Annotated in this window: 19 protein-coding genes and 2 tRNA genes; 14 read left to right on the forward strand and 7 right to left on the reverse strand. The window is 72.0% G+C overall.

The window, feature by feature from the left end; translation table 11 throughout:
* The 4 genes from J1M40_RS07655 to J1M40_RS07670 form a co-directional block, all read right to left on the reverse strand.
* On the reverse strand, positions 1-495 hold a 495-nt coding region (locus J1M40_RS07655), incomplete at its 3' end, for an OsmC family protein (RefSeq protein WP_206450653.1).
* A gap of 10 nt (positions 496-505) precedes the next feature.
* Positions 506-1,516, reverse strand: a complete 1,011-nt coding sequence (locus J1M40_RS07660) for an IS481 family transposase (protein ID WP_134417056.1) — start codon at positions 1,514-1,516, stop codon at positions 506-508.
* Between the two features lie 230 nt (positions 1,517-1,746).
* On the reverse strand, positions 1,747-4,386 hold the full coding sequence (pepN, locus tag J1M40_RS07665) for an aminopeptidase N (protein WP_134417055.1): 2,640 nt from the start codon (positions 4,384-4,386) through the stop codon (positions 1,747-1,749).
* Between the two features lie 138 nt (positions 4,387-4,524).
* Positions 4,525-5,304: an IclR family transcriptional regulator gene (locus J1M40_RS07670; RefSeq protein WP_159228114.1), complete on the reverse strand. Its 780-nt coding sequence runs from the start codon at positions 5,302-5,304 to the stop codon at positions 4,525-4,527.
* 174 nt (positions 5,305-5,478) lie between these two features.
* Between J1M40_RS07670 and J1M40_RS07675 the strand changes: the two genes are divergently transcribed.
* The 4 genes from J1M40_RS07675 to J1M40_RS07690 all read left to right on the forward strand — a co-directional run bounded on the left by J1M40_RS07675 (position 5,479) and on the right by J1M40_RS07690 (position 9,385).
* The gene (locus J1M40_RS07675; protein WP_206450654.1) at positions 5,479-6,333 is read left to right on the forward strand and encodes an alpha/beta fold hydrolase; all 855 of its coding nucleotides are present in this window, start codon (positions 5,479-5,481) and stop codon (positions 6,331-6,333) included.
* Positions 6,334-6,347: 14 nt separating this feature from the next.
* Positions 6,348-7,913 carry an NAD(P)/FAD-dependent oxidoreductase gene (locus J1M40_RS07680; protein WP_049146108.1) on the forward strand — a complete coding sequence of 522 codons (1,566 nt, stop codon included), beginning with the start codon at positions 6,348-6,350 and terminating at the stop codon, positions 7,911-7,913.
* Between the two features lie 86 nt (positions 7,914-7,999).
* Complete coding sequence (locus tag J1M40_RS07685; protein WP_060974239.1) at positions 8,000-8,473, forward strand: ribose-5-phosphate isomerase; 474 nt, start codon at positions 8,000-8,002, stop codon at positions 8,471-8,473.
* Positions 8,474-9,385 carry an Fpg/Nei family DNA glycosylase gene (locus J1M40_RS07690; RefSeq protein ID WP_041104798.1) on the forward strand — a complete coding sequence of 304 codons (912 nt, stop codon included), beginning with the start codon at positions 8,474-8,476 and terminating at the stop codon, positions 9,383-9,385.
* A 122-nt stretch (positions 9,386-9,507) separates the two neighbouring features.
* Here J1M40_RS07690 and J1M40_RS07695 read toward each other — a convergent pair.
* A tRNA-Gly gene (locus J1M40_RS07695) sits at positions 9,508-9,578 on the reverse strand.
* Positions 9,579-9,654: 76 nt separating this feature from the next.
* Here J1M40_RS07695 and J1M40_RS07700 point away from each other — a divergent pair.
* The 7 genes from J1M40_RS07700 (at position 9,655) to J1M40_RS07730 (ending at position 15,944) form a co-directional block, all read left to right on the forward strand.
* On the forward strand, positions 9,655-10,548 hold the full coding sequence (locus J1M40_RS07700; protein WP_036316872.1) for an SDR family oxidoreductase: 894 nt from the start codon (positions 9,655-9,657) through the stop codon (positions 10,546-10,548).
* A gap of 83 nt (positions 10,549-10,631) precedes the next feature.
* Positions 10,632-10,705: transfer RNA gene (locus J1M40_RS07705), tRNA-Pro, on the forward strand.
* 42 nt (positions 10,706-10,747) lie between these two features.
* Positions 10,748-12,202 carry a trigger factor gene (gene tig / locus J1M40_RS07710; protein ID WP_036316981.1) on the forward strand — a complete coding sequence of 485 codons (1,455 nt, stop codon included), beginning with the start codon at positions 10,748-10,750 and terminating at the stop codon, positions 12,200-12,202.
* A 264-nt stretch (positions 12,203-12,466) separates the two neighbouring features.
* Positions 12,467-13,084 (forward strand): ClpP family protease, encoded by a 618-nt coding sequence (locus tag J1M40_RS07715; protein WP_036316875.1) that lies wholly within the window; start codon positions 12,467-12,469, stop codon positions 13,082-13,084.
* Between the two features lie 41 nt (positions 13,085-13,125).
* Positions 13,126-13,791: an ATP-dependent Clp protease proteolytic subunit gene (locus J1M40_RS07720; RefSeq protein WP_002855988.1), complete on the forward strand. Its 666-nt coding sequence runs from the start codon at positions 13,126-13,128 to the stop codon at positions 13,789-13,791.
* A gap of 174 nt (positions 13,792-13,965) precedes the next feature.
* The gene (gene clpX, locus J1M40_RS07725; protein WP_206450655.1) at positions 13,966-15,264 is read left to right on the forward strand and encodes an ATP-dependent Clp protease ATP-binding subunit ClpX; all 1,299 of its coding nucleotides are present in this window, start codon (positions 13,966-13,968) and stop codon (positions 15,262-15,264) included.
* 62 nt (positions 15,265-15,326) lie between these two features.
* Positions 15,327-15,944 (forward strand): DsbA family protein, encoded by a 618-nt coding sequence (locus tag J1M40_RS07730; protein WP_036316880.1) that lies wholly within the window; start codon positions 15,327-15,329, stop codon positions 15,942-15,944.
* Between the two features lie 84 nt (positions 15,945-16,028).
* Here the strand turns inward: J1M40_RS07730 and J1M40_RS07735 are convergent, their stop codons facing one another.
* Entirely contained in the window at positions 16,029-16,364 is a 336-nt protein-coding gene (locus J1M40_RS07735; protein ID WP_206450706.1) for a hypothetical protein, read from the reverse strand.
* A gap of 362 nt (positions 16,365-16,726) precedes the next feature.
* The gene (gene valS / locus J1M40_RS07740) at positions 16,727-19,411 is read right to left on the reverse strand and encodes a valine--tRNA ligase (protein WP_206450656.1); all 2,685 of its coding nucleotides are present in this window, start codon (positions 19,409-19,411) and stop codon (positions 16,727-16,729) included.
* A gap of 139 nt (positions 19,412-19,550) precedes the next feature.
* On the opposite strand from valS, the gene J1M40_RS07745 reads away from it, so the two are divergent.
* The 3 genes from J1M40_RS07745 to J1M40_RS07755 all read left to right on the forward strand — a co-directional run.
* Positions 19,551-20,345, forward strand: a complete 795-nt coding sequence (locus J1M40_RS07745) for an SDR family oxidoreductase (RefSeq protein ID WP_036316887.1) — start codon at positions 19,551-19,553, stop codon at positions 20,343-20,345.
* A 43-nt stretch (positions 20,346-20,388) separates the two neighbouring features.
* Positions 20,389-21,138 (forward strand): sirohydrochlorin chelatase, encoded by a 750-nt coding sequence (locus tag J1M40_RS07750; RefSeq protein WP_036316890.1) that lies wholly within the window; start codon positions 20,389-20,391, stop codon positions 21,136-21,138.
* 117 nt (positions 21,139-21,255) lie between these two features.
* Positions 21,256-22,287: nitrite/sulfite reductase (locus J1M40_RS07755; RefSeq protein ID WP_206450657.1), on the forward strand; the 1,032-nt coding region annotated here is incomplete at its 3' end.

Below are 22,287 nucleotides of genomic sequence, written 5' to 3' on the forward strand. Positions count from 1 at the left end.
GTGGTCCGGCAGCGTCGGCGTGCCGGTGGGCGGGGCCTCGGGGCGGGCCGGCTCGACGGCGACCGGGGCCGAGAGCGAGTTCGCGATGAAGCACAGCCGGTGCGCCTCGGCGTGGAGGGCCTCGGCCCGCTCCCGGTCGGCCTCGTCCTGCAGCGTGACCTCGGGCCGCAGCGTGATCGCGGTGAACCGACCGGCGCCGTCGCCGTCCACCTCGAGCTCGCCCTCGACCCCGCACGTCATCCCCGTGACCACGACCCCGGAGGTCGCCGCGACATGGAGGTACGAGAGCACGTGACACTCGGCGAGCGCGCCGAGCAGGAGGGTCTCCGGGTTCCACTTCGAGTCATCGCCGCGGAAGGGGCGGGCGGCCGAGGCCTGGATCTCGCCGACAGCGGCGTCCTGGATCACCACGGAGCGGTCGTAGTCGCGGACGCCGGAGGTGCCCGAGCCGCGGTCGCCCGTCCACTCGGTGCGCAGGGAGAAGGTGTGCTTCATGGGTTCCAGCCTAGCTGTAAGAGGTCATGACGTTGTTGACTCGGGCCGGGGCCAACGAGGCCGGTGGAGCATCTCCGCAGGAGGTATGCGGCCGATGGTAGTTGTAGTGGTTCACCCACACTGCCAACGCCTCACGCCGGGCCGTCTCTGAGGTATACGGGCGGGCGTAGAGGACCTCATCGACCATCAGCCGGTTGTAGCGTTCGACCTTCCCGTTATGGCGGGGCGTGTAGGGCCGGATCCGGTGGTGCCGGCCCCCGAGCGAGACCACCTTCGCGGTGAAGTCCACGGCCCGGTAGTTGTTGCCGTTGTCCGTGATCACCCTGTCGATCCGGATGCCGTGGGCGGCGAAGAACGCCCGCGCCCGGCAGAAGAAGCTCACGGTCGTAGCTGCCCGCTCATCGGGCAAGGCTTCGGTGTAGGCCAGGCGGGTGAACCCGTCGATCGCCGAGTGCAGGTAGGTGTAGCCGACCCGTCGGCCAGGCCCGCGCTTGGCTGCTCGCGCGTTCTCGGAGTCCCGTCCGTGCGCACGCCAGCCGCCCCCGTCAGGGATGCGCCCGATCTTCTTCACGTCCAGGTGCACCATGTGCCCTGGCCCTCTCGCGGTGATCCTCCGGGCCGGCTGCCGGCGGAGGTCTTCTCCGGCTGGGGTCAGGTCCCGTAGGCGGGAGATCCCGGCCCGGTGCAGCCACCGTCCCACGGTGCGCAGGCACAGCTGGTGGCCCTCGGAGACGAGGTGGTGATGGATGCGCCGTGCGGACCACTTGCGCTCCCGCCGCAGGGCGTGGATCTGGGCGACCAGGACCGGATCGAGCTGGGCAGGTGAACGGTGCGGCCGGCTGGGCAGGTCCTGAAGGCCGGCTTCTCCCTGGGCGCGGTAGCGGGCGACCCAGGTGGCCACCGTGGGCCGGCTGACGCGGAACTCGGCGGCCACGTGTGCCTGCGGGATCCCGTCGTGCAGGTGGCGGTGGACCATCCTGAGTCGGCCAGTCGGGGTCAGGGGTGCGTTAGCGTGAGTCATGAGTGGGTCTTTTCGGGCAGGTGGGTTGTTGAGGAACTTCCATCCTGCGGGGCGGGGCCCACTCGTCTCATCTCAGCCGGCGCCTCGTGGCAAGAACCTCATGACCCACAACACCTAGCCAGCCCGCGCCCCGACAGCGGCCGGGGAGGTGCTGGAGGGCATCTTCCGTGGAATACCCACCAGCAGCACCGCCCCGCAAGCGCCGGCAGAGGCGTCAGCCGCCGTCCGGCTCAGGCCCCGGCGTGGACCTGATGCACGTGCGCCGTCGCGTGCTCGCGCGCGGCCAGGGCGCGGACGGTCTCGTCCCGGCCCTCGGCGAGGACGCGGGACAGCCCCGCGCGGGTGCCGGCCAGCCGCTCGGACAGGGCGGTGGCGCGGTCGGCGATCTCCCGGGTGACCTGGGCGGTCGGGTAGCCCAGCGTCGCGGCGGTCTCGGCCATCTCGTGAGAACGGGAGTCCCACATCGCCTCGACGCCTTCGAAATAGGAGTCCGCGAAGGGCGCGATCAGCGCGGCGTCGTGGACCCGCGCGAACCCGATCAGGGCCTGGCGCTGCTCCGTGTTGGACGGCTCGCCGGCCATCACTCGGTCCCAGGCCGCGCGCTTGGCCTCGGCCGTCGGCACGGCGGCCCGGGCCTGGATCGCGGCGAGCGCGCCCGTGGCGGTCGCGTCGGCGCGCTCGGCCTCGGCGATCTCGGCCTCCCCGGCACGGCCGGCCGCCACCAGCGCAGTGAGCAGCTCCCAGCGCAGGTCCGTGGTGAGGTCCAGCCCGGGCACGGTGCGGGTGCCGTCCACGAGGGCCGCCAGGCGGTCCAGCTGCGCCGTGGTGCGCGCGTGCAGGGCGAACGCCTTGACGAACTGCAGCTGGTTGTCCGAGCCGTCCTCGGCCTCCGCGACGAGGCCCCACAGACGGTCGGCCGCCGCGACCCGCACGGCCTCGGCCTGGTCCTCGGGCAGGTACAGGCCGATCGCCGTCGCGAGCTGGCGCAGCAGCGTCTGCACCACGGACGAGTCCCGCTCGTGGCCGACGTTGGCCAGGACGAGGTCGACGAACCAGGCGGCGGAGGCCTCGCCGTCGCGCACGGTGTCCCAGGCCGCCCCCCACAGCAGCGTGCGCGCCAGCGAGCCGTCCACGTCCTTCAGGCGGGTGGACGCGGCCTCCCACGAGGCGTCGTCGAGGCGCAGCTTGGCGTAGGCCAGGTCGTCGTCGTTGGGCAGGATCACGGCGGGACGACGGCGGCCGACGGCCTCGGCGACCTCGGTCACCTCACCGGCCACGTCGAGTTCGAAGCGCTCGGTGCGGGTCAGGCGGCCGGTGGCCTCGTCCACGTCGTAGAAGCCCACAGCCAGGCGGTGGGGGCGGAGCACGTCGTCGCCAGGCGCCGACGGCGAGCCGTCCGGGGCGCTCTGGCGCAGGCGCAGCGCGGTGATGGTGCCGGCCTCATCCGTCTCCACCTCCGTGCGCAGCGTGTTCACGCCCGAGGTCTCGAGCCACACGCGGGTCCACTCGGACAGATCGCGGCCGGAAGCCGCCTCGAGCTCGGACATGAGGTCCGGCAGCTCGGTGTTGCCCCACGCGTGCTGGGCGATGTACGCGCGGACGCCGGCCATGAAGTTCTCCTGGCCCACCCAGGCCACGAGCTGGCGCAGCACGGAGGCGCCCTTGGCGTAGGTGATGCCGTCGAAGTTGACGAGCACATCGTCGAGGTCGCGGATCCGGGCCTTGATGGGGTGCGTGGACGAGAGCTGATCCTGGCGGTAGGCCCAGTTCTTCTCCATGGAGGAGAAGGTGGTCCAGGCGCTGGTGTACTGCGTGTTCTCGGCGGCGGCGAGCGTGGACATGAACTCGGCGAAGGACTCGTTGAGCCACAGGTCGTTCCACCAGCGCATGGTCACGAGGTCGCCGAACCACATGTGGGCCAGCTCGTGGAGGATGGTGATGGCGCGGCGCTCGATCAGCGCCTCCGGCACGGTCCCGCGGAAGACGTACGACTCGAGGAAGGTCACACAGCCGGCGTTCTCCATCGCGCCGGCGTTGAACTCGGGCACGAACAGCTGGTCGTACTTCTCGAACGGGTAGGCGTGGCCGTACTGGGCCTCGAAGAACTCGAAGCCCTGGCGGGTGAGCTCGAAGACGTTCTCCGCGTCCAGGTGCTCCACCAGTGACGCGCGGCAGTAGACGCCGAGGGGGATCGTGCGGCCGTCCGCGCTGGTCAGCTCCGAATGCACGGAGGCGTACGGGCCGGCGACGAGCGCGGTGATGTAGGAGGAGATGCGCGGGGTGGGGGTGAACTCCCAGACCGCGGCGTCCACGCCCTGCAGGTTCTCCTCGTTCGCCACGACGCCGAGGGTGCGGCGGGAGTCCTCCGGCTGGTTGGACACCACAGCCCAGTGTGCCGGCGCGGTCACGGTGAAGCGGAACGCGGCCTTGAGGTCGGGCTGCTCGAACACCGCGAACATGCGGCGGGAATCGGGCACCTCGAACTGGGTGTAGAGATAGACCTCCTGGTCCACGGGGTCCACGAACCGGTGCAGGCCCTCGCCGGTGTTGCTGTAGTCCCCGAGCCCGTCGACCACGAGGGTGTTCTGCGCCGCCAGCGGGCCGATCCGCAGTCGGGCGCCGTCGAAGTCCGCCACGTCCAGCGCCTCGCCGTTGAGGGTCACCGTGGGAGCCTGCCCGGCCACGAAGTCGATCCACGTGTGGGTGCCCACCGCGTCCTGCGTGGCCGCGAACGTCACGGTGGTGGCCGTGTGGAAGTGCTCTGCGCCGCGGGTGAGGTCCAGGCTCACCTCGTACGCGTCCACGGTGAGGGCGGCCGCGCGCGCGGCGGCCTCTTCGCGGGTGATGTTCATGGCGGCGGCGGTGGTCACGGTCGGACTCCTCCTGGGGTCGGGCGGATGCGGCACGGCCGGGCGCCTGTGATGGGGGCCATGGCACGGTGCTCCCCAGTGTGCCACCTGGCCCGAGCGTCGTGAGCGGCGCGTCTCGGGGCGGGCCGGTCGACCTGCTCAGCCCCCGATCTCGGCCAGTCGGGTCGCCGCCGCACGCAGCACCTCAGCCACCTCGGGCACGCGTCCGGGTGGCATCCGCTGCTCGGCCGCCGAGGCCGTGAGGGACACCTGGGGGATGCCTCCCGTCCGCGCCGGAACGCCACAGGCGACTCCGGCCACCCCGGGCACGACCGGCACACCGCCGCACCACCCCTGCTCGTCCATCTGACGCAGCAGGGTGTCCAGCAGGTCGTGCAGGGCCCCGTCATCCGTCAGGTTCCAGCGGCGGGGAGGCCGGGCGACGACCGCGTCCACTTCCGCTCGCCGGCGCTCGGGCGGCAGGGAGGCCAGGAGCGCGATGCCGGCGTACCCGGCGGCAAGCCGTTTGACCTCGCCGACCTCCACGGTGAAGACGCGCACAGGGGAGTCGCCGTCGCATCGCAGGAGGTAGGCCACTCCGCCCGCAACCCGTGCCGCCAGGTAGACCGTGTCCCCCAGCTCGTCCGCGGCGGCCTGGACCACGGCCCGGCTGCCCTCGCGTTCGATCAGGCACCGCGGCGTCACCGGTTCGAATCCGACCGGGCCCCACCGATCACCGAGTGCATAGGCGGCTCCGCGCCGGGTCACGGCACCCTCCTCCGCCAGGTCGGCCAGCAGTCGATGGGCGGTGGGCTGGGGCAGGCCCGTCCGCTGGACGAGCTGGCTCAGCCGCAGGCCGGCGGGTCCGGCCTCGTGCAGCAGGCGCATCACGAGGGCGGCGCGGGGCAGGACGCCGGTGGGTGGGGTCAGAGGGGTCACCGGTCCATCGTGCCGCAGCTCCGGCGTCGGAGCCAGTTCCATCTGATGGACTCAATGATTGCCGCCCCTGCTTGCATTATGAGAAATGAACACGCCATGCTGGGACATGTAGGGTGCGTCGCATCGCGGGTGTCGGGTCCAATAGTCCACATATTGGTTTCCAGGAGGAGCCCCATGCCACTGACCGCATCGACCGTCACGCGCACCGTCAGCGTGGACGGTGCTTCCGTCACCTGCCACGACTCGGTGACGCCCGGGGAGCTCGACCGGCCTCTCGTGCTGGTCCACGGCACGGGCGGGACGACCGCCTCGCACTTCGGCCACCTGTTCCCGATGATGGCCACGCGGACGCGCGTCATCGCCGTCGACTGGGCGCCGACGGCCGACCCCGCCGCAGACCTGACCGTCGACCTGCTGGTCGGCCAGGTGCGGGCCGCCGTCGACGAGCTCCTCGGCTCCGACGCCGCCTTCGACCTGCTGGGCTACTCGCTCGGCGCCGTCGTCGCCGGGCAGCTGGCCGCCGATCTCGGTCGCCGCGTGGAGAACCTCGTGCTCGTGGCCGGCTGGGCGACGACGGATGTCCACCAGCGCCTGCGCAACGAGGTCTGGCGGCACCTGTATGACACGAGCCCTGATGCCCTGGCGCGTTACACGGCCTTCTGCGGCCTGTCCCCGCTGGCCCTGCGCTCCCTGACCCCGGCCATGCTCGACGGGGCGCTCGCCTCCCTGACCGCGGACGAGTTCACCGCCCGGCAGATGGACCTGAACGCCCGCGTGGACGTCGCCGACCGTCTCTCCGCCGTCACCGCGCGGACACTGATCGTCTCCTGTGCCGAGGACATCATGGTCCCGCCCCATCACCAGTACGAGCTGCTCGGCATCATCGACGACGCGCGGCTGACGACCATGACGAGCGGCCACGCCTTCTTCCTCGAGCGCCCGGCCGAACTCATGCAGATCGTCGACCTGTACCTGCGCGAGCCCGACCGCCACCCGGCCGGCGCGATCATCCCCGAGACCCACGCCTGAGAGAGGGGCCAGCCATGACCACCGCCATGACCACCACCACCGACGTGCGCCCCGCACCGCGCGACGAGTCCGCCGAGATCCTCATCATCGGCTCCGGATTCGCCGGCCTCGGCATGGGCGCCCAGCTGCGGCGTCACGGCCGCGAGGACTTCCTCATCCTGGACCGCGCCCAGCAGGTCGGCGGGACCTGGAGGGACAACACCTACCCGGGTGCCGCGTGCGACGTCCCGAGCCACCTCTACAGCTTCTCCTTCGCGCCGAACCCGCAGTGGTCGGGCTTCTACACACCGGGTCCGGAGATCCAGGACTACCTCGTGCGCTTCTCCGAGGACGAGGGCCTCACCCCGCACCTGCGTCTCGGGGCGGACATGCTCGAAGCGCACTGGGACCCCGAGACGGAGCGGTGGACGGTGCGGACGCCGCGCGGGACCTACACGGGACGCTGGCTCATCATGGGCACCGGGCACCTCGCCGACCCCCGCCTGCCGGACGTCCCGGGTCTCGACGCCTTCGAGGGCGAGGTCATCCATTCCGCCCGCTGGGACCACACGGTGGACCTGAAGGGCAAGCGTGTCGCCGTCGTCGGCACCGGCGCCTCCGCGATCCAGGTCATCCCCGAGCTGGCGGCGACGGCGGCCGAGCTCGTCGTCTTCCAGCGCACCCCCGCGTGGGTCACCCCGCGCGTGGTCAAGCCGTACTCCGCGGCCGTGCGCCGCATGTTCGAGCGCGCCCCGCACACCATGCAGCGCGAGCGCGACGACATCTTCTGGTTCGCCGAGTCGAACTATGCCCAGCGCCGCGGTGTGCCGGCCGCACTGGACCAGGTCCGGGCCCAGGCCCTCGGGCACCTGGCCGCCGCGGTCTCTGACCCCGAGCTCCGCGAGCGCCTCACGCCGCGGTACCTGCCGGGCTGCAAGCGTGTGCTCGTCTCCAACGACTACTACCCGGCCATGGCCCGGGACAACGTCACCCTGGAGGACAGCGCGCTGGACCGCGTCGAGGGGAGCCGGCTGTTCGGCGTGAGCGGTCACGGGTACGAGGTCGACGTCGTCGTCCTCTGCACCGGCTTCGAGGCGGCCCAGCCGCCGTTCGCCGAGCGCGTCCACGACGGTGAGGGCCGTTCCCTGGCCGATCACTGGAGCAGCGGCATGGCGGCGTTCGACTCCACGGCCGTGGCGGGATTCCCGAATCTGTTCGCCATCAACGGGCCGAACACCTCGCTGGGGCACAACTCGATCGTCTACATCATCGAGTCGCAGATCGCGTACATCTTGGAGGCCCTGGACCGGGTGGAGCACGAGGGAATTAGGACGATGGTCCCCGAGACACTCGCCCAGGAGGAGTACGTGGACCGTCTCCAGGAGCGGGCCGCCACCTCGGTGTGGCTCGTGGACGGCGGCTGCCACTCCTGGTACGTCGACCCCCGCTCGGGCAAGTTGACGCTGATCTGGCCCGACTACGCCTACGACTTCCGCGCCCGCAACGGCCACTTCACCGGGGAGGGCTTCCTCTCCTCGGCGAGTGGGGAGCCCGAGCCCATGCCGGTGCGCGAGCCCGAGCGATCGGTCGCGCTGATCTGAGCCGGCCCGCCCCGGGGCAGGGGGTCGGGTGGGGCCGTCAGTAGACTGACCCCACCCGACCGTCGTCCTTCTGGAGGAGTCTGCGCATGCGCGTCCACATCGCCACCGACCACGCCGGCATGGAGCTGTCCGCCCACCTGGTGGAGCACCTCACCACCGCTGGCTACGAGATGGTGGACCACGGACCCACCGAGTACGACGCGCAGGACGACTACCCGGGCTTCTGCATCAACGCCGCCCGCGCCGTCGTCGCCGACCGCGAGCAGGGACTGGACTCGCTCGGCATCGTGCTGGGCGGCTCCGGCAACGGCGAGCAGATCGCCGCCAACAAGGTGGCCGGCGTCCGAGCCGCCCTGGCCTGGAACCTGGACACGGCGCGGCTGGCCCGCGCGCACAACGACGCGAACGTCGTGGCCGTCGGCGGTCGACAGCACTCGCTCGAGGAGGCCACCGAGCTCATCGAGGCGTTCCTGGCCGAACCGTTCTCCCAGGACGAGCGCCACGTGCGCCGCATCGGGAAGATCGCGCACTACGAGACCACCGGAGAGGTGCTGATGTGAGTGCCTGAGGGCCACTCCGTCCACCGTCTCGCGCGCCAGTTCACCGACGTCTTCGGCGGCCGCCGGATCCGCGCCACGAGTCCGCAGGGCCGCTTCGCCGAGGGGGCCGCCCTGCTCGACGGCCAGGTCCTGAAGCGCGCCCGGGCCCACGGCAAGCACTTCTTCGCCGACGTCTCCGGCGGCCACGTGCTCCACGTCCACCTGGGCATGTACGGGGCGTGGACCTTCGGCGGGGATCAGGACTTCGCGGCCGCGTCCTCGATCGGCGCACCCCGCCGGATCGGCGAGCGGGAGGTCCACGACGACGGCGCCCCGGCCGCCGAGCCCGCTCGCGACGCCGACGGCTGGGTCCAGCCCCCGCCGCCGGCCGCCACGGTCCGGCTGCGACTGCGCGCCGAGCACGGCTGGGCCGACCTGATCGGCGCGAGCCGGTGCCGCGCGCTCACTCCGGCCGAGGCTGCCGACGTCGTCGCCGGCCTGGGCCCGGATCCGCTGAGCGACGACGATCCCGCGCCGTTCTACGACCTCGCCCGGCGGACACGGCGGCCGATCGGCGTCGTGCTGATGGACCAGGCGGCCGTCAGCGGGATCGGCAACATCTTCCGGGCCGAGGCGCTGTTCCGCGCCGGCATCGACCCGTGGCGGCCGGCCCGGGAGGTCTCCGCGTCGGACCTGGCATTCCTCTGGGCGGACAACGCCGCGCTCATGCGGGAGGGCGTGCGGCTCGGGCGGATCGTCACCACGCGGCCCGAGCACCGGCCGGGGATCCCTGCCGAATCGGCCTGGCCCGAGCACGCGAACTACGTGTACCAGCGGCAGGGCCTGGCCTGCCTCGTGTGCGGGCGCGAGACGATCGTGGTGGAGGAGATGGCGGCCCGGAAGCTCTACCGGTGCCTCACCTGTCAGAGCTGAGGGGCCTGTAGCAGGCCCGACCGGGCACAGCGGTCAAGGCACCGGCGCGGACGACGACGCACCCGAGAAAGCCATGAGCCGGGCCATCGTGTGCACACGATGACCCGGCTCATGAGGTCCGGAGGGGATGACGGGAATCGAACCCGCGTAGCCAGTTTGGAAGACTGGGGCTCTACCATTGAGCTACATCCCCGCGGGGCCGCGCTCGGCGCGGACCAGCGGCTGACACCGTATCACGGCGGGCCCGCGTCGGCCGTGGGGGAAGAGGCATGATGCACGGCTCCCGTCCCGCCCTCCGCAGGGCCGCGTCCGCCCTCGCCGGCCGTCGTCCCCTGTCCCTGCGCGGCGCCACCGTCCTCGTGACGGGCGGCGCGTCCGGCATCGGTCGACTGATCGCCCTGGGGGCCGCCCGCCGCGGCGCGGGCCGCGTCGTCGTCTGGGACCTCGACCTGCAGGGGGCTGAGGCCGTCGCCGCCGAGATCCGGTCTCAGGGCGCGGACGCCCAGGCCGAGCGCGTGGACGTGACGGACGCGGCCGCCGTCGAGGCCGCCGCCGCCCGCGCCGGAGAGGTGGACGTCGCCGTGAACAACGCGGGCGTCGTGACGGGCGTGCGCCTCGAGGACGCCACGGAGGAGGGCATCCGCCGCACCTTCGAGGTGAACGCACTCGCGCCGTACTGGCTGACCCGGGCGGTCCTGCCCGGAATGCGGGCCCGGGACCGCGGGGCCGTGGTCACGGTGGCCTCGGCCGCGGGGTTGGTCGGCGTCGCGCGCCAGACGGACTATTCCGCCACCAAGCACGCCGCGGTCGGCTTCGCCGAGTCCCTCGCCGCGGAGCTGCGCAAGGACGGCAGCCGCGTCACCTCCCTCGCCGTCTGCCCCTTCTACATCGACACCGGGATGTTCGCGGGCGTGCGCAGCCGGGTGCCCTGGCTGCTGCCCGTGCTGGATCCGCGCCACGTGGCGCAGGAGGTGCTGGACGCCGTCGAGGCCGGCCGCACCCGCCTGCTGCTGCCGCGCGCCGTCGGTCTGATCGCGCCCCTGCGCGCCCTGCCGGCGCCCGTCTTCGACCGCGCGATGGACGTCCTCGGGGTCAACGCCACGATGGACGGCTTCACGGGCCGGCGGTCGCGGCTTTTCGCGGGGCGCGAGACGGCGCGCTAGGATTCCACAGTCTGCCCTCGGGCAGTCCCTCGGGTGTCCGGCGAGCCTCCACCGCGTGAGCCCGCCGGCGTCGGGGACGACGGCGGGGTGTAGCTCAGCTTGGTAGAGCGCGCGCTTTGGGAGCGTGAGGCCGCAGGTTCAAATCCTGTCACCCCGACTCGACGTCAAGACCATCCACCACCACCAACAGGAGTCATCCGTGGTCAAGTCCACCGCAGAGAACCTCAGCCCGACCCGCGTCAAGCTGACCGTCGAGGTGCCGTTCGAGGAGGTGAAGCCCGCCCTGGACAAGGCGTTCAAGGACATCGCCAACCAGGTCCAGATCCCGGGCTTCCGCAAGGGCAAGATCCCGGCGCGCCTGATCGAGCAGCGCTTCGGCCGCGAGATCGTCGTGGACCAGGCCGTCAACGAGGGCCTGAACACCTGGTTCTCCGCCGCCATCGCCGAGGCCGAGGTCACGCCGATCTCCCGCCCCGAGGTCGACGTGACCGCCACCCCGGACGCGGAGAACGCCGAGGGCCCGGTGGCCTTCACCGCCGAGTTCGACGTGCGCCCGACCATCGAGCTGCCCGACTACAAGGGCCTCAAGGTGACGGTGGAGCCCGCCCAGGCCACCGAGGAGGACGAGCAGAAGGCCCTCGACGCCCTGCGCTCGCGCTTCGGCTCCCTCAAGGATGTGGACCGCCCGGCCGCCCAGGACGACTTCGTCACGATGAACCTGACCGCCACGGTCGACGGCGAGCAGGTCGACCAGGCCGAGGGCCTGTCCTACCAGGTGGGCGCCGGCACCATGCTCGAGGGCATCGACGAGGCCCTCGACGGCCTGTCCGCCGGCGAGGACGCCACCTTCGAGACCACGCTCAACGGCGGCGAGCACGACGGCGAGACCGCCGTGGTCAAGCTGGAGCTGACGGCCGTCAAGGAGCGCGAGCTGCCCGAGGCCGACGACGAGTTCGCCCAGCTGGCCTCCGAGTTCGACACCATCGCCGAGCTCAAGGAGGACCTGAAGAAGCAGGCCGCCGAGGAGGCCGTGAACCGCCAGGGCGTCGAGGCCCGCGACAAGGTCCTCGAGGAGCTGGCCAAGCTCGTCGAGGTCCCGGTGCCGGACGGCGTCATCGCCGAGCAGGTCGAGCAGCACTTCTCCGCCGGCGGCCACACCGCGGGCGACGACCACGACACCGCCGAGCACCGTGCCGAGCTCGAGCAGAACACCCGCGAGGCGTTCGCCAACGAGGTCATCCTGGACGAGGTCGCCGAGGCCGAGGAGGTCACGGTCGACCAGGGTGAGCTGATCGAGTACATCATCGCCACCTCCTCCGAGTACGGCATGGACCCGAACCAGTTCGCCATGATGCTCGACCAGGGCGGGCAGATCCCGATGATCATGGGCGAGGTCCGCCGCCGCAAGGCCCTGGCCAAGGTCCTCGAGTACGCCGAGGTCACCGACACCGACGGCAAGGCCGTGGACCTGACGGCGTTCGTGACCCCGGGCGGCCAGGAGGCCCTCGACGCTGAGGCCGAGGGCGCCGAGGCCGAGGGCGCCGACGAGGCGGAGGAGAAGCCCGCCGAGAAGGCCCCGGCCAAGAAGAAGTCGACGGCCAAGAAGGCCCCGGCCGAGCAGGCCGACGACGCCGAGGCGGCCGAGCAGGCCTGATCCCGGCCGGTGGGGACGCACCCCCGCCGAGCCACGACGACGGCGCCCCCGCCCACGCCGGTGGGGGCGCCGTCGTCGTCCCGGGGCCCCGGTGGGCGGCCCCGGGCGGGGTCCGCGACAACCTGCGCCAACAGCGAAACGCCGACGGCGTCCCGCGCGCTGGCCCGGACGCCCGGCTAGTGTCGGACTCGATCAGGGACCCGTCCGTCCGCGCGAGCGGCCGCCGTTCGGGAGGCCCGTGCACATCTCGACAGGAAGGCGGAAGTGATGACCGACATCACCCCCAGCATGCGTTCGGTGGACCCGGCGCAGCGCGAGGATTTCCTCTACACCCAGCTGCTGAAGTCGCGCATCGTCTGGCTGGGCGAGGACGTCCGTGACGACAACGCCAACGCGATCTGCTCCCAGCTGCTCCTGCTCTCGGCCGAGGACCCGGAGAAGGACATCTACCTGTACATCAACTCCCCGGGCGGCTCCGTCACCGCGGGCATGGCGATCTACGACACGATGCAGTACATCCCCAACGACGTCGTGACGGTGGCCACCGGCCTCGCCGCGTCCATGGGCCAGTTCCTGCTCGCCTCCGGCACCAAGGGCAAGCGCTACGCCACCCCCCACGCCCGCGTGCTGATGCACCAGCCCTCCGGCGGCATCGGCGGCACCGAGTCGGACATCCGCATCCAGGCCCAGCTGATCCTGCACATGAAGCAGGTGATGGCGGAGCTGACCGCCGAGCAGACCGGCCAGTCCGTGGAGACCATCCTCGAGGACAACGCGCGTGACAAGTGGTTCACCGCGCAGGAGGCCCTCGAGTACGGCTTCATCGACCACATCGCCGACCGTGCCGCGTCCGTGACCGGCGGCGGCGGCGTCCGGGGCTGAGCCCGGCCCGGACCGTCCCGACCCTCTCCAGGAGACCAAGAATGACCCAGTTCCCCGCCGGGCTCCCCACCGGGATGCCCTCCCTGCCCACGCCGGACGCGCGCTACATCCTCCCGCAGTTCGAGGAGCGCACCCCCTACGGCTTCAAGCGTCAGGACCCCTACGCCAAGCTCTTCGAGGACCGCATCGTCTTCCTCGGCGCGCAGGTGGACGACGCGTCGGCCGACGACGTGATGGCCCAGCTGCTCGTGCTCGAGGCGATGGACTCCGAGCGTGACATCACCCTGTACATCAACTCGCCGGGCGGCTCGTTCACGGCCATGACGGCGATCTACGACACCATGCAGTTCATCCGCCCCGAGGTGCAGACCGTGTGCCTGGGCCAGGCCGCCTCCGCCGCGGCCGTGCTGCTGGCCGCGGGCGCCCCCGGCAAGCGCCTGGCGCTGCCCAACGCGCGCGTGCTGATCCACCAGCCGGCGATGCAGGGCGACCGCGGCACCGCCACCGACCTGGAGATCCACGCCCAGGAGATCAACCGGATGCGCGTGTGGATGGAGGAGACGCTGGCCTCCCTCACCAACCGCACGCCCGAGGAGGTCTCGCAGGACATCGACCGGGACAAGTTCCTCTCGGCCGAGCAGGCCCTCGAGTACGGCCTCGTGGACGAGGTCCTCGCCTCCCGCAAGATCACCCGCCCGTCCGCCTGACCGACGGCGCCCGTCGAGGGGCCCGGCCGCGCGCCGCGCGGCCGGGCCCCTCGATGCCGACCGGGGACCCGGTCCCTTAACGTGTCCGTCCACGGTCGTATGCTGGACGGAATCTGACAGCGACGCCGCCCGCGCGGGGCGGACGTCTCCGCCCGGCCCTCGAGGAGTACCACCATGGCGCGTATCGGAGAGAGCGCTGACCTGCTGAAATGCTCGTTCTGCGGGAAGAGCCAGAAGCAGGTGCGCAAGCTCATCGCCGGCCCGGGTGTCTACATCTGCGACGAGTGCATCGAGCTGTGCAACGAGATCATCGAGGAGGAGCTCGGCGAGGCGGCGGAGGCGGACGAGACCGTCCTGCCCACCCCGCAGGAGATCTTCGACCACCTCGAGAGCTTCGTGATCGGTCAGGAGGCGGCCAAGCGTTCCCTCGCCGTCGCCGTGTACAACCACTACAAGCGCGTGCGTGGGCCGCAGGCGCGGAGTGGTGACCTGGCCGACCGCCTCACCGAGCGGGACGACCTCGCGGACGTCGAGGTCGGCAAGTCGAACATCCTCATGGTCGGCCCCACCGGCTCCGGCAAGACGTATCTCGCGCAGACCCTCGCCCGGCGGCTCAACGTCCCGTTCGCGGTCGCGGACGCCACGAGCCTCACCGAGGCCGGCTATGTGGGCGAGGACGTGGAGAACATCCTCCTCAAGCTCATCCAGGCCGCGGACTACGACGTGAAGAAGGCCGAGCAGGGCATCATCTACATCGACGAGATCGACAAGATCTCGCGGAAGTCCGAGAACCCCTCCATCACCCGGGACGTCTCCGGCGAGGGCGTGCAGCAGGCCCTGCTGAAGATCCTCGAGGGCGCGGTGGCGTCGGTGCCGCCGCAGGGCGGGCGCAAGCACCCCCACCAGGAGTTCCTGCAGATCGACACGTCCAACGTGCTGTTCATCGTGGCGGGCGCGTTCGCGGGCCTGGACGAGATCATCGGTTCCCGTGCCGGCCGCAAGGGCATCGGGTTCGGCGCGCCCCTGAACCATCTGGGCGCGGGGGACGTCACCTACGCGGACGTGCGGCCGGAGGACCTGCTGAAGTTCGGCCTCATCCCCGAGTTCATCGGCCGCCTGCCCGTGATCACCACCGTCGAGGACCTCACGCACGAACAGCTCGTGCGGGTGCTGACCGAACCGAAGAACGCCCTGCTGAAGCAGTACCAGAAGATGTTCCTCATGGACGGCGTGGAGCTCGAGTTCGAGCAGGACGCCCTGGATGCCGTCGTCGCCCAGGCCGAGGCCCGCGGCACCGGTGCCCGCGGCCTGCGCTCCATCATGGAGAACGTCCTCAAGCCCGTGATGTTCGAGCTGCCCTCCCGTTCGGACGTGGGCACGGTCGTCATCTCCGGGGACGCGGTGCGCGGCGAGGCCGAGCCCACGCTCATCCCGGCCGAGGTGGAACGACGTCGACGCGGCCGGAGCGCCTGACCGCCGTCGCCCAGCAGGACCGACCGGAGCCGAGACGGCTCCCTGACCGCAAGGAGCACATCATGACCGACACCACGCAGCAGCCCACCGTCGACTTCTACTTCGACGCCACGTGCCCGTTCGCCTGGATCACCTCCCGGTGGATCCTGGAGGTCCAGAAGGTGCGCGACGTGCGGGTGGTCTTCAAGATCATGTCGCTCGCCGTCCTGAACGAGGGCCGCGACCTGGACCCCGACTACCTGGCCCGCCTCGAGAAGGCCTGGCTGCCGGCCCGCGCCGCCGTGCAGGTGCGCGAGCGGCACGGTGCCGAGGCGCTCGGCCCGTGGTACACCGCGGTCGGCACCCGCATCCACGAGCAGGGCCGCACGGACTACGAGGCCGTGGTGGCCGAGGCCCTCGAGGAACTGGGCCACGACGCGGACATCCTGGACGCCGCCCGCACCGACGTGGCCGACGAGCAGCTGCGCGCCAGCCAGAAGGAGGCGGAGGACCTCGTGGGCAACGACGTCGGCACGCCCGTCGTGGCGTTCAACGGCACGGCCTTCTTCGGTCCCGTGATGACCCGCATCCCGCGCGGAGAGGAGGCGGGCCGCATCTTCGACGGCGCCGTCGCCCTGGCCGACTTCCCGTACTTCTACGAGATCAAGCGGGCCCGCACCACGGATCCGCAGTTCGACTGAGCCCCCGGCTCGCACGAGACCGGCCCCACACCTTCAGCGCGAAGGTGTGGGGCCGGCGTCGTCGGGGGCGCGGGGCGGCGGGGGTCAGCGGCGCGCCACCCGGCCTGCCGCGCAGATCAGGGGGACCTGCAGGGGCAGCCGCCCGAGGGAGACCAGTTGCGCCGGCCAGGGCCGGCGTCGCCACCGCCAGGCCATCCACGCGTTGCCGGGCCACACGCCGAGGAAGAGCGCCTGCGCGGCGCGTCCGCCCGCGCGCCGGGTGCGCGGGACGGCCAGCAGACCCGCCACGGCCAGCTCGGCCACGCCGGAGCCGTGGGTCCACGCGCGGGCCGAGCCGGGCAGGAACGGCGGGATCAGCCCGTCGAAGGGCTCGGGTCGGACGAAGTGGAGCACGCCCATGGCGGCGAGGGCGGCGGACATCTGCCGGGCGGCGGAGTCGGAGGCGCGGCGGCCGGCCGGGGCGGGATCGGGTGTCGGTCTCATCCTCTCAGTGTCCACCCCTGCCGCGGTGACCGCACTGCGACATGCGGCAGGAGCACGACCGGGATGCGCACCACGACACCCCCCGGGGGTGTTACCCCCCGACGAACTCCGATCCGGCGGCGGACTGTCCGACGTGCGCTGTGCCCTACCGGATCCCGGCCACGAACATCCCACGCTGACGGGCAGACTCGGGCCCGCGGCACGGGTGCGACGACGGCCCCGCCGCCCGTGACGGGCGACGGGGCCGTCGTCGTGCCGCGTGCGTTCCCGAGACACCGTCCGGGAACGCGCGGCGGGGATCAGTCGTCCTCGACCGGTGCGAGCTGCACGTCGGAGACGGTCAGCGGCGCGGACTCGCCGGCCTCGCCCTGCGTGAGGGACAGGTCCGCGATGTTGCCGGCCGCCTTGAGGTCCGCCAGGCCGCCGCGCAGCTTCTCGAGCCACTCGGTCGGTCCGGTCACCACGGCGGAGCGCACCTCGGTCCGCTGCTTCACCTTGGCCTCGGACTTCGCCTTGCGGACGCCGCCCAGGACCTGCGCCACGGTGGGCAGGACCTCGGCGTCACCGGCGGAGGCGGCGAAGGACAGGGCCGCCACCTCGTCCGCGGCGCCCGGCCACGCGGCGGTGTGCACGGAGCCGGCGCGCCACCAGCTCCACACCTCCTCGGTGGCGAACGGCTGGAACGGGGCCAGCAGACGCAGCAGGGCGTCCAGGGTGGTGGCCAGCGTGGTCACCACCGAGGCCTGCTCGGCCTCGCCGTGGCCACCGTAGGCACGGTCCTTCACGAGCTCCACGTAGTCGTCCGTGAAGGCCCAGAAGAACTGCTCGGTCACGTTGAGGGCACGCGCGTAGTCGTAGGCCTCGAACGCGCGGGTCGCCTGCTCCACGGTGGCCGCGAGGCGCGCCAGCAGGGAGGCGTCCAGCGGGTTGGTGACGGCCGCGGCGTCGTCGGCCGTGCGGATGACGGCGTCCTGCGTGGCGCCCAGGTTCAGCACGAACTTGGCGGCGTTGAGCAGCTTGATGGCCAGTCGGCGGCCGATCTTCATCTGCGCCACCTCGTAGGCGGTGTCCGCGCCGAGGCGGGCCGAGGCGGCCCAGTAGCGGACGGCGTCCGAGCCGAACTGGTCCAGGATGTCGGTCGGGACCACCACGTTGCCCTTGGACTTGGACATCTTCTTGCGGTCCGGGTCGAGGATCCAGCCGGAGAGCGCGGTGTCCGTCCACGGCACGGAGCCGTTGAGGGCGTGGGCGCGCACCACGGTGGAGAACAGCCAGGTGCGGATGATGTCGTGGCCCTGCGGGCGCAGATCGAACGGGAAGACGTTGTTGAAGAACGCCTCGTCACGGGACCAGCGGCCCACGATCTGCGGGGTCAGGGAGGAGGTGGCCCAGGTGTCCAGGACGTCCGGGTCGCCGGTGAAGCCGCCGGGGACGTCGCGCTGGTCCTCGGCGTAGCCCGGGGCGGCCTCGGCGGCCGGGTCCACGGGCAGCTGCTCGTCGGCCGGGAGGATCGGGTTCTCATAGTCGGGCTCACCCTCCGCATCCAGCGGGTACCAGACCGGGATCGGCACCCCGAAGAAGCGCTGGCGGGAGACGAGCCAGTCGCCGTTGAGGCCCTCGACCCAGTTCTCGTAGCGGTGGCGCATGTGCTCCGGGTGCCAGGAGATCTCGCGGCCACGCTCGATCAGCTCCGCGCGGCGGTCGGCGTCGCGGCCGCCGTTGCGGATGTACCACTGGCGGGAGGTGACGACCTCGAGCGGCTTGTCGCCCTTCTCGTAGAAGTTCACGGCGTGCATGATCTTCTTCGGCTCCCCGTCCAGCAGGCCGGCCGCGGTGAGGGCGTCCACCACACCCTGCTTGGCGGAGAAGACGGTCCGGCCGGCCACGGTGTCCGCATAGGCCTGTCGGCCGGCGTCCGTGGTGATCCACTCGGGGGTGTCGGCGGCGAAGCGGCCGTCACGGCCGATCAGGGTGCGGGTCGGCAGCTGCAGTTCGCGCCACCAGGTGACGTCGTTGAGATCGCCGAAGGTGCAGACCATGGCGATGCCGGAGCCCTTGTCCGGCTTGGCCAGCGGGTGCGGGAAGACCTCGACCTCCACGCCGTACAGCGGGGAGGTGACGGTCGTGCCGAACAGGTGCTGGTAGCGCTCGTCGTCCGGGTGGGCGACCAGGCCGGAGCAGGAGGCCAGCAGCTCGGGGCGGGTGGTCTCGATGAAGACCTGCTCGCCGTCCGCAGCGGTGAAGGCGTAGCGGTGGTAGGCGCCGGGGACCTCGCGGTCCTCGAGCTCGGCCTGGGCCACGGCGGTGCGGAAGGTCACGTCCCACATGGTGGGGGCCTCGGCCAGATAGGCGTCGCCCGAGGCGATGCCGGCCAGGAAGGCGCGCTGGGAGACGGCGCGGGAGACGTCGTCGATGGTCCGGTAGGTCATGTCCCAGTCGACGGACAGGCCGAGACGGGTGAAGAGGTCCTCGAAGACCTTCTCGTCCTCGACGGCGAGCTCCTCGCAGAGCTCGATGAAGTTCTTGCGGGAGATCACGTCCCAGTCGCGCTGGTTCTTCGCCGGCTTCTCCGGCGGGCGGTAGCCCTCCACGTACGGCTTGGCGGGGTCGCAGCGGACGCCGTAGTAGTTCTGCACGCGGCGCTCGGTGGGCAGGCCGTTGTCGTCCCAGCCCATCGGGTAGAACACGTTCTTGCCGTTCATGCGCTGGTAGCGGGCGAGCACGTCGGTCTGCGTGTAGGAGAAGACGTGGCCCACGTGCAGCGAGCCGGAGGCGGTCGGCGGGGGAGTGTCGATCGAGTAGACCTGCTCGCGGGTGGTCTGCGTGTCGAACGCGTAGGTGCGCTCGTCGGCCCAGCGGGCGGTCAGCTTCTCCTCGAGGCCCTCGAGGGCCGGCTTGTCCGGCACGGCCACGGCGCCGGCGGCGGGGGTGGACGGGGTCGATGCGTCGATGGGCGTGTCTGTGCCCTGCGTGTTCTCAGCCATGCCCGCCATCCTCCCATGACCGGGGCGGCGGGCCGGGCCTGCGACGACGCCCGGGACGTCCCGCCCTTTCAGTCGCTCGACCTGGCGGAGGTGATCCGGGCGGTGCTCCGAACGGCGCGGCTCGGCTACGGTCGGAGGCGTGAGCCACACCCATGAACCTGCGAAGAACCCCGCCCGCGCCGCCGTCGTGACGGGGGCCACGAGCGGCATCGGCCGCGCCACGGCCCTCGAGCTCGCCCGCCGCGGCTGGCGCGTGTACGCGGTCGGCCGCCGGGCCGAGCGCCTCGAGACCCTCGCTGCCGACGCCCGGGCCGAGGGCGTGAGCGGCGACGTCGTCCCCGCCGCCCTGGACGTCACGGACGAGGCCGCCGTCGCCGCGCTGGCCTCGCGCGTCGAGGCCGACGGCGGCGCCGACACCCTCGTCAACATCGCCGGCGGCGCGCTCGGCACGGACGCGGTGGGCGACGGCGACCGCGCCGACTGGGAGTGGATGTACCGCGTCAACGTGCTCGGCACCCTCACGATGTGCCAGGCGTTCCTGCCCATGCTCCGCGCCCACGGCGAGGGCACCGTGCTCAACCTGACCTCGACCGCCGCCGTCACCGCCTACGAGGGCGGCGCCGGCTACAACGCCGCGAAGATGGGCCAGCACGGGCTCACCGGCGCGCTGCGCCTGGAGGAGGCCGAGCACAACGTGCGGGTGATCGAGGTGCTGCCGGGCATGGTCCACACCGAGGAGTTCTCCCGCAACCGCCTGGGCGGCGACCAGTCCGCCGCGGACGCCGTGTATGCGGGCGTGGAGAAGCCGCTCACCGCCGAGGACGTCGCCGAGGTGTGCGTCCACGCCGTCGAGCTGCCCCACCACGTGAACCTGGATCAGATCGTGATGCGGCCGGTCGCCCAGGCCGCCCAGCACAAGGTGATCCGCCGGTGAGCGGCGGGCCGCAGAACGTGTGGGCCGACGCGGTGGGCTCGGCATGAGCGCGCCCGTGCTGCACGTGATCGCCTGCGCCCACGGCACGCACGACGCGGCCGGCCGCGACGTGATCGACGGCCTCCGTGCCGACCTGGCGGCCCTCCTGGCCGCCGAGGGGCCGGGCGCCCAGGTCCACGAGGCCTACGTGGACGTGCAGAGCCCCTCCCTCGACGAGGTCGTGGCGGCCCTGCCCCCGGGGGAGCCGGCCGTGATCGTGCCGCTGCTGCTGTCCCTGGGCCATCACGTCCACCACGACATCCACCACGCCGCAGCCGCCCGACCCGGCACGATCGCCGCCGCACCGCTGGCCGGGGCCGGGGACGACGTCGAGCCGCGCCTGGTGACCGTTCTGGCCGAGCGGGTGGCCCGGGCGGTGCCGGCCGGTGAGGCCGCGACATCGGACGTCATCCTGGCGGCGGCCGGCACCCGCGCCGCGGACGGCCAGGCCCAGGTGCACGCCCTGGCCGGGGCCCTGGCCCGGGCCACGGGACTGCCCGTGACCGCGGCGTTCGGGGCGGCGGCGACCCCCCGTGTGCCCGACGCCGTCGCCCGGGTGCACGCCGCCGGCCGTCGCGCCGTGGTGGCCGCCCACCTGCTGGCCCCCGGGTACTTCCACGACCGGCTCGGCGAGGCCGGCGCGGACGCGGTCACCGACCCCCTGCTGCCGCATCCGCTGGTGGCGCGGATCGCCCTGGACCGGCTGCGGTCCGCCCTCGTAGAGGCCCCGAGGGGAGCCGCCGGAGGCCGCTGAGCCGTCCGTCACACGACCGGGGCCGGACCGGGTCCCCGCCGCGGCCCGGCCCCGGGAACGTGACGAACCGCGTCGACGATCTTGGGGCCGGCATGCCGGGTTCCTAGCGTGGCGGCCATGACCCAGGTGAACGAGACGTCGAGGCCGGCGCGCACTCCGCGCCGTCCCTCCGCCAAGCCGCACGGCCAGTGGAAGGTGGACGGGACCGCCCCCCTGAACCACAACGAGGAGTTCAAGCAGCAGGACGACGGCCTGAACGTCCGCGAGCGCATCGAGCAGGTCTACGCCCACGAGGGCTTCGACTCGATCCCCTCGGACGACCTGCACGGCCGCTTCCGCTGGTGGGGCCTGTACACCCAGCGTCGGCAGGGGATCGACGGCGGCAAGACCGCCACCCTGGAGCCCCACGAACTCGAGGACCGCTACTTCATGCTGCGCGTGCGCATCGACGGCGGCGACCTCACCACCGAGCAGCTGCGCGTGATCGGCGGGATCTCCACCGACTTCGGCCGTGACACCGCGGACATCACCGACCGGCAGAACGTCCAGCTGCACTGGATCCGCGTCGAGGACGTCCCCGAGATCTGGCGGCGCCTGGAGTCCGTGGGCCTGTCCACCACCGAGGCCTGCGGCGACGTGCCGCGCGTGATCCTCGGCTCACCGGTGGCCGGGATCGCCGCGGACGAGATCATCGACCCCACGCCCGTGATCCGGGAGATCGCGGACCGCTGGATCGGCGACCTCGAGATCTCCAACCTGCCCCGCAAGTTCAAGACCGCCATCACCGGACACCCCTCCCAGGACGTGGTCCACGAGATCAACGACGTCTCCCTGATCGGCGTGGTGCACCCCGAGCTGGGCCCCGGTTACGACCTGTGGGTCGGCGGCGGCCTGTCCACGAAGGCCCGCCTGGCCGACCGGATCGGTGCCTTCGTCTCGGCCGAGCGCGCCCCCGAGGTGTGGCACGCCGTCGTGAGCATCTTCCGTGACTACGGCTACCGGCGCCTGCGCAACAAGGCCCGCATGAAGTACCTGCTCGAGGACTGGGGGCCGGAGAGGTTCCGCACCGTGCTGGAGGAGGAGTACCTCGGCTACGCCCTGCCCGACGGACCCGCCCCGGCCCCCAGTCCTCGAGCAGGTACTTCATGC

It is taken from the genome of Micrococcus sp. KRD026 (assembly GCF_017168445.1).
Taxonomy (GTDB): Bacteria; Actinomycetota; Actinomycetes; order Actinomycetales; family Micrococcaceae; genus Micrococcus; species Micrococcus luteus.

Bases quoted from the DNA above. Each gene is read 5' to 3' on its own strand.
- valS (WP_206450656.1), bottom strand. From the start codon at position 19,411: ATGGCTGAGAACACGCAGGGCACAGACACGCCCATCGACGCATCGACC.
- J1M40_RS07685 (WP_060974239.1), top strand. From the start codon at position 8,000: ATGCGCGTCCACATCGCCACCGACCACGCCGGCATGGAGCTGTCCGCC.
- clpX (WP_206450655.1), top strand. From the start codon at position 13,966: ATGGCGCGTATCGGAGAGAGCGCTGACCTGCTGAAATGCTCGTTCTGC.
- J1M40_RS07735 (WP_206450706.1), bottom strand. From the start codon at position 16,364: ATGTCCGCCGCCCTCGCCGCCATGGGCGTGCTCCACTTCGTCCGACCC.
- J1M40_RS07680 (WP_049146108.1), top strand. From the start codon at position 6,348: ATGACCACCGCCATGACCACCACCACCGACGTGCGCCCCGCACCGCGC.
- J1M40_RS07700 (WP_036316872.1), top strand. From the start codon at position 9,655: ATGATGCACGGCTCCCGTCCCGCCCTCCGCAGGGCCGCGTCCGCCCTC.
- J1M40_RS07675 (WP_206450654.1), top strand. From the start codon at position 5,479: ATGCCACTGACCGCATCGACCGTCACGCGCACCGTCAGCGTGGACGGT.
- J1M40_RS07750 (WP_036316890.1), top strand. From the start codon at position 20,389: ATGAGCGCGCCCGTGCTGCACGTGATCGCCTGCGCCCACGGCACGCAC.
- J1M40_RS07660 (WP_134417056.1), bottom strand. From the start codon at position 1,516: ATGACTCACGCTAACGCACCCCTGACCCCGACTGGCCGACTCAGGATG.
- J1M40_RS07730 (WP_036316880.1), top strand. From the start codon at position 15,327: ATGACCGACACCACGCAGCAGCCCACCGTCGACTTCTACTTCGACGCC.
- J1M40_RS07720 (WP_002855988.1), top strand. From the start codon at position 13,126: ATGACCCAGTTCCCCGCCGGGCTCCCCACCGGGATGCCCTCCCTGCCC.